Below are 11,897 nucleotides of genomic sequence, written 5' to 3' on the forward strand. Positions count from 1 at the left end.
ACACCAGTTAATTATTTTTAAAAACACAAAAATTAAATATAAATATTACAATCCAATGTCAAAATTCAGAAAATTAGAACTTTAACAGGGACGAAAAGTGTCCCAATCCCTTGATAGACTAAGCTTGAAGCCATTTTCCACCTGTTTGCAAGGACTTGCAATGTGGTTTTAGCCCCTGTAAGGTTGGGAACAAATAAGTCATCGGCGTTCACTTTTTAACTTTTTTATCTTGAACAGATGATGACAACTAAATGCTTTGGGAGGATTTATTTTTATGTCGCAAGAATGGATTTCAATTGGCTTGTATCTCGTTATGATGCTTGCCATCGGTTACATCGCGTATAAACGAACAACAAACACGGAAGACTACATGTTAGGTGGTCGTAACTTAGGACCGGGCGTCACGGCCTTGTCTGCTGGTGCTTCTGATATGAGTGGTTGGATGCTGATGGGACTTCCTGGTGCCATGTATGCTACAGGCGTTTCAGCACTTTGGCTCGCATTAGGATTACTGATTGGTTGTTACATCAACTATATCGTTCTTGCTCCACGTTTTCGTCTTTACACGGAAATGGCAAACGATTCAATCACGATTCCAGACTTCTTAGAGAATCGCTTTAAAGATACGTCACGTATCTTACGGACGGTCTCTGCGATCGTCATCATCGTCTTCTTTACGTTCTATACTTCAGCCGGTATCGTATCGGGTGGTAAATTGTTCGAAAGTTCATTTGGCTTTGATTATCATTATGGTATGCTCTTGACGATTGCGGTCGTTGTCGCCTATACACTCTTTGGCGGTTTTCTCGCAGTCAGTTGGACCGACTTCGTCCAGGGTTGTATCATGTTCGTCGCCCTCATCCTCGTACCAATCGTCGCTTTGACGGATGTTGGTGGTGTCGACGGCGCATTCAACTATGCGGACAACTTAGATCCTACACTGTTTGATCCGTTTAAAGGAACGACTGTCCTCGGAATCATCGGATTCCTCGCTTGGGGACTTGGTTACTTCGGTCAACCCCACATCATCGTTCGCTTTATGGCAATTCGTTCTGTTAAGGACTTAAAGAAAGCACGCCGCATCGGGATCGGTTGGATGTTCTTCTCAATTTTAGGTGCGATGTTGACAGGTCTCGTCGGGATTGCCTACTTTGAAGGACAGGGTAATGGACTCGGTGACCCAGAAACGGTCTTTATTCGTTTCGCTGATGTCTTGTTCCACCCATATATTACTGGTTTCTTGATGGCAGCTATTTTGGCAGCAATCATGTCGACAATCTCTTCACAGCTACTCGTTACATCAAGTGCGCTGACGGAAGACTTCTATAAGACGTTCCTGCATAAAGAAGCGTCAGACAAACAACTTGTTTTAATCGGTCGTGGTGCAGTTTTAGCCATCGCAGTGATCGGAACATTTCTTGCTTGGAATCCTTCAGCAACGATTCTTTCACTTGTCGGTTACGCATGGGCTGGTTTCGGTTCTGCATTCGGACCAATCATCTTGCTTTCACTTTACTGGAAACGGATGACGAAACAAGGTGCGCTCGCCGGTATTATCTCGGGTGCCGTCACCGTCATCCTATGGGTCCAACTCAACTTTAGCGATACGCTTTATGAGATGGTTCCTGGGTTCTTCACAAGTTTACTCTTTGCTGTCATCGTCAGTCTTCTTACGAAGCAACCGGTGGATGCTGTAAAAGAAGAATTCAACGATATGGAAGAAGAATTAAAAGAAATCACACAATAAACACTAAAAAATCTCCACCCTGTTCAGTCCCTGACTGATATGGGTGGAGATTTTTTGGTGTACTCGGGTTACGACAATTCAATTACACCATAATGAAGTTTCGATGATTTCCGTTTAATACGCTCAAAAGCAAATTGATTAAACAACTCACTCTCAAAATGGGCTTTTAAAACGATTCGTTTCTTTGCGACTCGTTTTGCTTCCTCGATTGCCTCAATCGATAATACTTCATAGTCAGCAAGAGTGCGCAGGCCATTCAAATGCGTCGACTCCGTCACTGTCTTTTCAAACATTGGATCAAAATAGATGACATCAAACGAATCCGAGGGCAAGGTCTTTAAATAACGGATGTGTTGTTCGTTCAGCACCTCGATCCGGCGCATCGCGTCATTGATTGGCTCATAGCCTTCTTGCCAAGCAATCAGTCCTTCACGAACGATGAGTGCCGTTTCTGCTTTACTCTCTAACGCTACGACTTGACCACTTGAGCCAACAGCATGACTCATGACGATTGCATCTGATCCTAGACCTAATGTACAGTCAAGGACCGTCATGCCCTCTTCTAAGCACGCAATCGCAATCAGTGGGTCATAACCTGTCGTGTCAAACTGCTTGATCCGAAAGACGGCACTGGACGGGTGAAAGAAAAATGACGTTTTTTCCTCTAACGCATAATACTCAAGTCGTTGTTTGTCGACGACGAGCACCGGTAACTGGTAAGTTTGCTGCAATGTATGGATGCTCATTTTTTTCCGTTCGACAAGATGAAAGTCCAGCGCCCCCTCTTGCATCAACTGATGTAAGCGTGTTTTGACGGTAGCGGTCGGTCTTAAACATGTCGTCAGCAACACGTTTTCTTTCTTCACTTCGTTTCACTCCCACAAAAAATAAGCTAGCCCAGGCCAGCTTATTTTTTTTTCTTCAATAACCCTTCGATATCTTCGATGAGTGCTTTTTTAGAAATCAAATCTTCCTGTTTTTCTTGCTCGACTTTTGCGTCGACTGTCGTCCGTTGCAATAATGCCTGCAACGTCTCATCGATACTTGATTTCAAATGATCCCGATCTTCTTTATTTAACGCAACATCATGTCGGACATCATCACCTTGCTCATCCAACTGACGTAAGCGCTCCGTCAATTGTTTCGCCTCACGATTCAAATCAGCATACAGTCGTTCGATTTGCTCGAGGCGCAATTTAATCCCATCTCGTTCAGTGAACATGTTTCCATCTCCTTCCAATACATATATGTCTACATCATTACTTTACCATATTCGACGTCAAATGATACAACGACATTCCGTTTACAGGTGCTTCCGAACACTTTTTTAGAGAGCTCCCTGCTCCTTTTCCCATCGGCTATCTTTTGCTTTTTCGTTCTTTTACTCGCTATAATGAACATGCACAGGTAATTGCTATCAGAGGAGGATAACGTCATGGATTTAAAACGTCGAACACTACGACATGTAGATCAAGTGGAATTCGAACATTTCGTAAAGTATGGCGAACCGGCTTACGGACTGACGAAACAAGAAATTCGAGGCTACGATCAAGAACTCGGGACAACGCGTGCCTTTGATTCAATCGAACATAGTTACTCAGAGGATTTCTATTTTGACGTTATCGTCGAAGACCAAGTCGTCGGTCGTGTCTTGTTATTAAAAATGGGTCATTACTTCCAGCTCGATTTGATGATTTTTGATTCATACAGCGGGAACGGTTATGGAACAAAGGCTGTTCAGTCTGCCTTGCATACATCGAATGTCCTTGAAGTATACGAAGTACGTGCTCGTGTCTTACCGACGTCACCTCATGAACAGATCGCACGGAAAATTTTCCTTTCCAATGACTTTCAGGAATCAGACGGGTACTTCGTCAAAGGCCGTCGAAAACGTTATTCGCTTCAACGTCCCGATTGACCACCGACGCTCTCGAGCGTCTTTTTTTTGACATATTTTAAAAATACGCGTAAAATTCTGCTCTGTATGACCTAGAAAGGAGCACATTATTTATGAATGAATGGTTATGGTTCCCCTCGATTATCTTAACGATGGGATTGTTATTACTCAGTTATCGTTTTTTCGGTAGAACGGGATTGATGGTCTGGATTGCGATTGCGACAATCATCGCCAATATCCAAGTAACGCAACAAGTCGATATCTACTCGTACATTTTTACATTAGGAAACGTCGTGTATGGAAGTTGTTATCTTGCGACGGACATCTTGAATGAAAAATACGGAAAAAAAGTAGCGCGTCAAGGTGTGTTCTTAGGATTCTTTTCTTTAATTGCTACGACCATCCTCATGCAATACAGTCTCCTTTACTCACCCCTAAATGATGCTTTTGCGAAGGACATGTCTTCATCGATGAACTTATTGTTTGGTTTATTACCTTGGATTGCACTCGGTAGTCTTTCTGCTTATTTGGTCTCACAACTATTCGATGTCTTCATGTATTCGAAGATTCGTCAAAAGACAGGTGAAAAAAAATTATGGCTTCGAACAACCGGTTCAACAGTCATCAGTCAATTGCTCGATACGTTGACGTTTTGCGCGATTGCTTTTCACAGTCTCCCGTTCGATATTTGGTGGCAAATCTTTTTGACGACGTATGTTGCGAAGTTCGTCATCGCATGGCTCGCGACACCGTTTATGTATATCGCGAAACGGATGAACCCTCCTGCTGATTCGACGGATCTCGCAGCCTAACATCAAAAAACCCAATGACTTCATTCATCAAATCGGGGATGGAAGATTTCATTGAATTAACGGATAATGGGGAGTGGGAGGTGGGATGATTGAAAATCAAACGGAATGAACCTTTTCGCTATACCTTTAAAGAGCCAATCACAGGTGAATTTCATCTCGTTAAAGACGGACGCCGCACACCAGCTGGCTTGATGCACATCCATAATATTTCTCCAAGTGGTATCGCCATCACGACCCCACTCAAGTTGCCTTTACAGAAAACGACAACAATCATCGTCGAGTTTTCATTGATTGCCAATACGGAACCTTTAAAAATTGAAGGGCAACTGTTACACGAGAAGTGGATTGGAACGGAACGGTTATACGGACTACACCTACACACAACAAAACAAGACCGTGACACGATTGTTCAAGCCGTCAAACATATCGCTAAAAATGAACGTTAAGTGTGATGAAACAGCCCCTTTCTCCATGAGAAAAGGGCTGCTTTTTTATTCCGTTCGATAGACAACCGCTTCATATGGACGCAAAACGACTTCTTGATCTGTATTCGTTGGGGCAGTGGCATAGTTTCCAATTATGATATCCGTGGTATCGTGTGCGACCTCAACTGTTGTCTCCTCTTCTGCAAACGAACAGTACACGTACCACGTTTCTCCTTCATAAGTCCGCGAATACGCATAGATATCATTAGCCGTTTCGAGCAACGCATACTTCCCATAGACGACCAAATCGTGTTCATGACGTAACTGAATCAGCTTCTTATAGTAATAAAAAATCGAATTCGGATCTTCTAGCGCCCGTTCGACATTAATTTCACGATAATTTGGATTGACTTTCAACCACGGCGTTCCTGTCGTAAAGCCTCCATGTTGCTTTGCATTCCACTGGATTGGTGTCCGTGCGTTATCGCGGCCTTTTTTGTGAACCGCCTGCAGTAAGGCTTCAGGATTTGCTCCTTGGGCCATCCGTTCCTGCCACATGTTCCGAATCTCGATGTCTTCATACTCTTCAATTGTCTCGAAAGCGACATTCGTCATCCCGATTTCTTCTCCTTGATAGATGTACGGTGTTCCTTTTAACAAGTGTAACAACGTCGCGAGCATCTTCGCCGATTCGACCCGGTACATCGTATCATTTCCGAAGCGACTGACGACACGCGGTTGATCATGATTGTTCCAATAGAGTGAGTTCCATCCTTTGTCGTGTAGCGCGACTTGCCATTTCGTGAAGTTATCTTTTAATTTTTGTAAGTCAAACGGTAACACGTCCCACTTTCCACCTGGCCCTGAATCTAAGTCCATGTGTTCAAACGTAAAGACCATGTTGACCTCGTCACGCGCTGGATCCGTATATAAAATCGCATCTTCCGTCGTCGCGCCCGGCATTTCCCCGACGGTCAGGACATCATAGTTCCCGAACGACGCATCGTTCATCTCTTTTAAGTATTCATGAATCCGCGGACCATTGACGTAGTGTTGTCCCCCGTCACCATATAATGCCCCCGGTGCAACATCCGCATCCGGCAGACCAGGGGTTTTCGAAATCAAGTTGATGACGTCCATCCGGAACCCATCAATTCCACGGTCTAACCAGCGCGTGATCATCGCGTAAACCTCGTTGCGCAACTGTTCATTTTCCCAGTTCAGATCCGGTTGTTTCTTCGAGAAGAGGTGCAAGTAATATTCATTCGTCGCTTCATCTAATTCCCAAGCCGGTCCCGAAAAAATCGAACCCCAATTGTTCGGCAACGTCCCATCGTCATTCGCCGCCCGCCAAATATAATAATCCCGATACGGATTGTCTTTACTTTTGCGCGACTCCGCGAACCAAGCGTGCTCATCTGAAGAATGATTGACGACTAAATCCATGACGATTTTAATCCCCCGTGCGTGCGCTTGATCAAGCAATTGATCAAAATCATTCATTGTCCCAAACTCATGCATGATCGCTTCATAATCCCGAATGTCATACCCATTGTCATCATTCGGCGAATCATAGACCGGGCTCAACCAGATGACGTCAATCCCGAGTAATTTTAAGTAATCCAGTTTTTCAATGATTCCGACGAGATCCCCGATTCCATCCCCATTCGAATCATTAAAGCTACGCGGATAAATTTGATAGACAACACTATCATGCCACCATTTTTGTTCCATACTTTGTCATCACTCCTCCATGATTGCTTTAGGCAAACGCTTGCACATTTCGGTTAAGCGCTTCCAAAGACTTCATCGCCATCGTACCATGTCATTTTGACTTAAAACAAGTGAATTCCAATATTTTAAACAGTACCTTTACATCCGTTTCCACAGACTTTTGATGTTTAAAGTATACTGATTGAGGAAAATAATTTGAGAAGGGAGGCGTTTCATCGTGTATCGTCGTTATTTTTTATTTTTAATTTGGATTGTTGCCATCGTCTTTATTTTATCCTTCGGAAACAATCGTGTTTTTCCGGACGGTTTTTTATTTTCTTTTCTTCGGTTTGATCAAAGTCAATTTGATACGTCAGCCCTGAGCCTATTTACACTGTTAGGCATTTATCCGCTTGCATTCTTTATGCTGTTTTTAGACGAAAAACGATTTTTAAAACCATCACCGATGTTAGCCAGTATCGGCGCCTTCGCCCTTGGATCGTTCGTTTTGATGCCTTACCTCGCACTCTCCATTCCGCGACAGACATTTCTTCCGTTTCGTCGGCGCACTTGGATATTGATTGCCGTTCCTCTGTTAGCTGTTCTTTCAGCGTGCATCATCTGGATTGCGTTAGCCCGTTCCGACTGGTCGATTTTCTTGCTTTACTTCATGACGAATCAGTTCGTCCGAACAATGACCGTCGACCTCGTGATGTTTTATATTTTACAAATTTTTATGTTATACCGCATTCGCTCACGCGATGAAAAAAAGTTGATGTGGCGCGATTTCCTCCCACTATTCGGACTGTTCAGCTATCTCTTTCGCCGTCACGTCTCTAGCTCATCTTCCTGATTTCAGATACAATAAGGGAATAGAGAGTTAGAGGGGGAGTTTTGCAAATGAAACAATATCACGACTTATGTCATGAAATTCTGACGAACGGGACAAAAAAAGAAGACCGGACGGGGACCGGGACGATGAGCATCTTCGGTCATCAAATGCGGTTCCCGCTTAAGGACGGATTTCCGATGGTCACGACGAAGAAATTACATATGAAATCAATCATCCATGAATTAATTTGGTTCATTTCTGGAAATACGAACATTGCTTACTTACAAGAAAACGGAGTTCGAATTTGGAATGAGTGGGCAGACGAAGACGGGAATCTTGGTCCGGTTTACGGAGCACAATGGCGTTCCTTTCCTAAGCCAGACGGAACGACAGTTGATCAGCTCGCAAATGTCATCGAGCAAATCAAAACAAATCCAGATTCTCGCCGTCTCATTGTCAGCGCCTGGAATCCAGGACAAGTAGACGAGATGGCGTTACCGCCGTGCCACCTCTTGTTTCAATTCTACGTCGCCGATGGCAAGCTTTCTTGTCAGCTTTACCAGCGTTCGGCAGACGTCTTTTTAGGCGTTCCGTTTAATATCGCGTCATACGCCTTATTGACACATATGATTGCACATGTCTGTAAACTCGAAGTCGGGGATTTTGTCCATACGTTAGGAGATGCACACATCTACTCCAATCATATGGATCAAGTCAGTCTTCAATTGAGTCGGACACCGAAACCACTCCCGCGGCTTCGTTTTGCCCGCGAAGTGACTCGAATTGAGGACTTCCGCTTTGAAGACATCATCATCGAAGGGTACGATCCCGATCCACACATAAAAGGAGTCGTCGCCGTATGATTTCACATATCGTCGCCTATACGAAAAATCGTGTCATCGGTCGTGACAATGATATGCCTTGGCACCTTCCAGCTGACCTCGCTCATTTTAAACGCGTGACACTCGGCAAACCGATCATCATGGGGCGAAAGACTTTTGAATCGATCGGACGTCCGTTACCCGGGCGACAAAACATCGTCGTTACGCGGGATGAACAGTTTCAAGCAGACGGTGTCACGATTTGGTACAATCTTGATTCACTCCCTGCTATGATTAATTCAGAAGAAGAAGTCTTTTTGATCGGGGGCGGCGAACTGTTCCGTCAAACCTTGCCAGTTGCGAAACGTCTCTACGTGACCGAAATTGAAGCCGAGATTGACGGGGATGTTTTTTATCCTTCCATCCCCTCGCATTTCACTTTACTAGAAGAAACATTTTATCCGGCTAACAAAGAAAATACATTTGCATTCTCGATAAAATGTTATGAACAGGAATGACAACAGGATTCTTTTAATCGTCGGTCTGTAAATAACGTCACTTAGGTCTGTAAACTCCAACGTCCTCCTCCTTAAATTAAGGAAGAGGACGTTTTTTACATTATTCATCATGATAAACGAAGCACCCATTGCCGAATCTGTTCTTCGATTTGATTCGATTCAAGGGGAAGTAGACAGTAATCGACGACACCCCGTTGTAATGCTTCTCCAAGCAACGTACTTTCCTCCGTGACAGTAACAATCGTTTCAATCGTATGTTCGCGTTCGTGTTTCCATTGATCGAGCAAACGAAAATCTGCTTCCGCAATCATCGATAACGGAACAAAGTTAAGTTGCATTACAGCCCCTGCCGAATCCTCGTAAGGCAAGACACGGAAATGATATTTTGGATGCTCCGGTACTTCAAGCTGACTCAAGTTCTGCAAAGGCATTCCGTCAATTTTTATCAAGCCCTCAATCTTTTCTTTTTCCGTTGCGACCGAGTATGCCACGACACGGTTCCGTCCTTTTCGTTTAGCTTGATAAAGTGCTTCATCTGCTTCGGACGTCATCTCTTCAAGGTCGAACGATGGTTGAGAGACAAGCGTTACACCGATTGAAACGGTGACCTTTAGACCGTTAGGAAATGTATGCCGTTCGATTCGTTCCCGAACTTTCCCCATCGTTACACACGCAGCTTCCACATGCTCTGTACTAAAGAGCAACATAAATTCTTCTCCACCAAATCGAATCATTTCATCCTCTTGGCGAATTGCTTGTTTCGTTAAAGAGGCAAGCTCAGATAGCACGAGATCCCCTGTCGGATGTCCATGTAAATCGTTAATCCGCTTGAAATGATCGAGATCAAAGATTGCCAGTGCAAATAATTGACCGTCACGCGCAAGGCGTGACACACGCCGTTGAAAAGCATTCTGTAAGTATTTACGATTGAACGCCCCGGTCAGTTCATCAACAAGAATCGTAGATGAGACAATTCGCAGCTTATGTAGTAGCCGTTTCAATCGGATTTGTCGTTCGATGAGCGTCACCGTTTCATCCCAGTAATCATCTGCTCCGAGTTGGTAACAATATTGACGCGTCTGTTGATCTTCCTCTCCGATGATAATCAAAGGGGTGAACGTCGCCTCTAATTTTTTGATTAACTTATCTAGCTGCACCTTTTTTGACGCCCGGACAAGTTCATAGTCAATCAACAATGCATCCGTCGGTAAATCGTAACCGACCTCAAGCATATCTTCGACTGATCCAAAAAAACGGGTCATGTAACGTTCGTTTTCCAACGCCTTTTTCCACTGGACATTATCTAGAAAACGTTTCGTGATTGAGACGATTAATTCTTTTCGTACCATTTTTTTACGACCATATGCAGATAAATAGTCGATGACAGGTCGTAATTGAAGTTTTACCACCTCATGACCAATCGTCTTTTCTCCTGAAGGTAGTTCTTGTTCAAGCCGCGTCGCCTGTCGCGCAAAGAACTCCATGCTTTCCTGTTGACCGAGCCGCTCAAGCCAACTGGCGAACACTAGTAATTCCGCTGTCGGGACGGATTTCATCCGCAATAAACGTTCTACCATCAGAATCGTCTGATTGATTTGTTTCTCCAACTGTATTTGTTTATTTTTCAAAACATCCTCCCCCTCTTTCTTTACAACCGAAGCAGTGTTGCTTCGAGTGAAGAGAAAGCGAGGGAGGCACCCTCACTTTCAGATTAAGCCTTTAAATTCGGACTAATCATATCGGCTGGAACAATCCAGGAGTCATATTGTTCTTCTGTCAATAATCCTGTCGCCAATGCCGCTTCTTTTAACGTCGTTCCATTCTTATGTGCAGCTTTTGCAATCTTCGCTGCATTTTCATACCCGATGTGTGGATTCAAGGCCGTGACGAGCATGAGCGAGCGCTCAACATTTTCATCGATGACTGCTCGTTCCGGCTCGATACCTACTGCGCAGTGGTCGTTGAATGAATGGAGCGCGTCCGTCAACAGACGAACGGACTGAATGAAATTATACATAATGACCGGTTTGAAGACATTCAGCTCAAAATTTCCTTGGCTTGCAGCAAATCCAATCGTCGCATCATTTCCAAGCACTTGTGCCGCGACCATCGTCAACGCTTCACTCTGTGTCGGATTGACTTTCCCTGGCATGATTGAACTACCCGGCTCATTTTCAGGAATCGTGATTTCACCAATTCCTGCCCGTGGACCTGACGCGAGCCAGCGGACATCATTAGCGATTTTCATCGCGTCCATCGCCAGTGCCTTAATCGCTCCGTGCGTAAACACGAGCTGATCGTGGCTCGTCAAAGCATGGAATTTGTTTTCCGCGCTGACGAACGATTTACCTGTTTCTTCACTCATTTTTTGAGCGGCACGGTCTCCGAATTCCGGGTGGGCATTGATCCCTGTCCCGACAGCCGTTCCTCCAATCGCGAGCTCCGTCAATGGATCAAGCGTCAACGTAATCATTTTTTTTGATAAATCGAGCATTCGGACCCAACCGCTGATTTCCTGACCAAGTGTAATCGGTGTCGCGTCTTGTAAATGTGTCCGTCCAATCTTGACGATGTCAGAAAATGCCTTCGCTTTTTCGTCAAGCGTCGCATGAATGGCTTCAATCGCCGGGAACAAGTCATCGATGACGACCGTTTTGGCTGCGATATGCATGGCCGTCGGATATGTATCATTTGAACTTTGTGATTTATTGACGTCATCATTCGGATGAATCGTCAAGTCGCTACCACGTTCTTGTAACTTACGTGTCCCAACGCGTGCAATCACTTCGTTGACGTTCATGTTCGATTGTGTGCCGGACCCCGTCTGCCACACGACCAGTGGAAACTCCTCATCGTATTGCCCCGCGATGATTTCGTCACAAACTTCTGCAATCACGTCTGCCTTTTCCCGGTCGAGTACACCCAGGTCTCGATTGGCTAATGCTGCACCTTTTTTTAAGACGGCAAAGGCACGAATAATTTCGATTGGCATCTTTTCTGTACCGATTTTAAAGTTCTCCAAACTCCGTTGTGTTTGTGCGCCCCATTCCTTTGAATCGAGGACACGAATTTCCCCCATCGTGTCTCGCTCTAGACGATATTCCATTGTTGTTTCCCCCTTTTTTTCATCTT

Annotated in this window: 12 protein-coding genes; 7 read left to right on the plus strand and 5 right to left on the minus strand. The window is 44.5% G+C overall.

Annotated features, from left to right (window positions below):
- The first annotated feature begins 274 nt into the window (after positions 1-274).
- Positions 275-1,747 carry a sodium/proline symporter PutP gene (putP, locus tag P403_RS0101385; protein ID WP_029330511.1) on the plus strand — a complete coding sequence of 491 codons (1,473 nt, stop codon included), beginning with the start codon at positions 275-277 and terminating at the stop codon, positions 1,745-1,747.
- A 68-nt stretch (positions 1,748-1,815) separates the two neighbouring features.
- Here the strand turns inward: putP and P403_RS0101390 are convergent, their stop codons facing one another.
- Together P403_RS0101390 and P403_RS0101395 are read right to left on the minus strand one after the other, a co-directional pair.
- On the minus strand, positions 1,816-2,613 hold the full coding sequence (locus tag P403_RS0101390) for a class I SAM-dependent methyltransferase (RefSeq protein ID WP_029330513.1): 798 nt from the start codon (positions 2,611-2,613) through the stop codon (positions 1,816-1,818).
- 41 nt (positions 2,614-2,654) lie between these two features.
- Positions 2,655-2,969 carry a hypothetical protein gene (locus tag P403_RS0101395; RefSeq protein ID WP_029330516.1) on the minus strand — a complete coding sequence of 105 codons (315 nt, stop codon included), beginning with the start codon at positions 2,967-2,969 and terminating at the stop codon, positions 2,655-2,657.
- Between the two features lie 213 nt (positions 2,970-3,182).
- Here P403_RS0101395 and P403_RS0101400 point away from each other — a divergent pair, with 213 nt between their 5' ends.
- The 3 genes from P403_RS0101400 (at position 3,183) to P403_RS0101410 (ending at position 4,902) form a co-directional block, all read left to right on the plus strand.
- Positions 3,183-3,665: a GNAT family N-acetyltransferase gene (locus P403_RS0101400; protein WP_029330518.1), complete on the plus strand. Its 483-nt coding sequence runs from the start codon at positions 3,183-3,185 to the stop codon at positions 3,663-3,665.
- A 92-nt stretch (positions 3,666-3,757) separates the two neighbouring features.
- Complete coding sequence (locus tag P403_RS0101405; protein ID WP_029330520.1) at positions 3,758-4,456, plus strand: queuosine precursor transporter; 699 nt, start codon at positions 3,758-3,760, stop codon at positions 4,454-4,456.
- Positions 4,457-4,545: 89 nt separating this feature from the next.
- Positions 4,546-4,902 carry a PilZ domain-containing protein gene (locus tag P403_RS0101410; RefSeq protein WP_029330522.1) on the plus strand — a complete coding sequence of 119 codons (357 nt, stop codon included), beginning with the start codon at positions 4,546-4,548 and terminating at the stop codon, positions 4,900-4,902.
- A 45-nt stretch (positions 4,903-4,947) separates the two neighbouring features.
- Here P403_RS0101410 and P403_RS0101415 read toward each other — a convergent pair whose 3' ends face one another.
- Positions 4,948-6,615 carry a glycoside hydrolase family 13 protein gene (locus P403_RS0101415; RefSeq protein WP_029330524.1) on the minus strand — a complete coding sequence of 556 codons (1,668 nt, stop codon included), beginning with the start codon at positions 6,613-6,615 and terminating at the stop codon, positions 4,948-4,950.
- A gap of 217 nt (positions 6,616-6,832) precedes the next feature.
- Between P403_RS0101415 and P403_RS0101420 the strand changes: the two genes are divergently transcribed.
- Genes P403_RS0101420 through P403_RS0101430 form a run of 3 tightly spaced genes read left to right on the plus strand, consistent with a single transcriptional unit; the run spans position 6,833 to position 8,765 of the window.
- Complete coding sequence (locus P403_RS0101420) at positions 6,833-7,447, plus strand: hypothetical protein (RefSeq protein ID WP_029330526.1); 615 nt, start codon at positions 6,833-6,835, stop codon at positions 7,445-7,447.
- 47 nt (positions 7,448-7,494) lie between these two features.
- Positions 7,495-8,289, plus strand: coding sequence for a thymidylate synthase (locus P403_RS0101425; protein ID WP_029330528.1), 795 nt, complete (start codon positions 7,495-7,497; stop codon positions 8,287-8,289).
- Positions 8,286-8,765, plus strand: a complete 480-nt coding sequence (locus P403_RS0101430; RefSeq protein ID WP_029330530.1) for a dihydrofolate reductase — start codon at positions 8,286-8,288, stop codon at positions 8,763-8,765. The genes P403_RS0101425 and P403_RS0101430 overlap by 4 nt, the downstream gene beginning before the upstream one ends.
- 107 nt (positions 8,766-8,872) lie before the next feature.
- On the opposite strand, the gene P403_RS16255 is transcribed toward P403_RS0101430, so the two are convergent.
- Together P403_RS16255 and fumC are read right to left on the minus strand one after the other, a co-directional pair.
- The gene (locus P403_RS16255) at positions 8,873-10,393 is read right to left on the minus strand and encodes a diguanylate cyclase (protein ID WP_051667280.1); all 1,521 of its coding nucleotides are present in this window, start codon (positions 10,391-10,393) and stop codon (positions 8,873-8,875) included.
- A gap of 83 nt (positions 10,394-10,476) precedes the next feature.
- Entirely contained in the window at positions 10,477-11,871 is a 1,395-nt protein-coding gene (gene fumC / locus P403_RS0101440; RefSeq protein ID WP_029330534.1) for a class II fumarate hydratase, read from the minus strand.
- Positions 11,872-11,897 lie beyond the last annotated feature (26 nt).

The organism is Exiguobacterium oxidotolerans JCM 12280, assembly GCF_000702625.1.
GTDB classification, from domain to species: domain Bacteria; phylum Bacillota; class Bacilli; order Exiguobacteriales; family Exiguobacteriaceae; genus Exiguobacterium_A; species Exiguobacterium_A oxidotolerans.

What these genes read in the sequence shown, in the direction of transcription:
- P403_RS0101415 (WP_029330524.1), bottom strand. Translation starts at nt 6,615, where the DNA reads ATGGAACAAAAATGGTGGCATGATAGTGTTGTCTATCAAATTTATCCG.
- P403_RS0101425 (WP_029330528.1), top strand. Translation starts at nt 7,495, where the DNA reads ATGAAACAATATCACGACTTATGTCATGAAATTCTGACGAACGGGACA.
- P403_RS0101405 (WP_029330520.1), top strand. Translation starts at nt 3,758, where the DNA reads ATGAATGAATGGTTATGGTTCCCCTCGATTATCTTAACGATGGGATTG.
- P403_RS0101395 (WP_029330516.1), bottom strand. Translation starts at nt 2,969, where the DNA reads ATGTTCACTGAACGAGATGGGATTAAATTGCGCCTCGAGCAAATCGAA.
- fumC (WP_029330534.1), bottom strand. Translation starts at nt 11,871, where the DNA reads ATGGAATATCGTCTAGAGCGAGACACGATGGGGGAAATTCGTGTCCTC.
- putP (WP_029330511.1), top strand. Translation starts at nt 275, where the DNA reads ATGTCGCAAGAATGGATTTCAATTGGCTTGTATCTCGTTATGATGCTT.
- P403_RS0101400 (WP_029330518.1), top strand. Translation starts at nt 3,183, where the DNA reads ATGGATTTAAAACGTCGAACACTACGACATGTAGATCAAGTGGAATTC.
- P403_RS0101430 (WP_029330530.1), top strand. Translation starts at nt 8,286, where the DNA reads ATGATTTCACATATCGTCGCCTATACGAAAAATCGTGTCATCGGTCGT.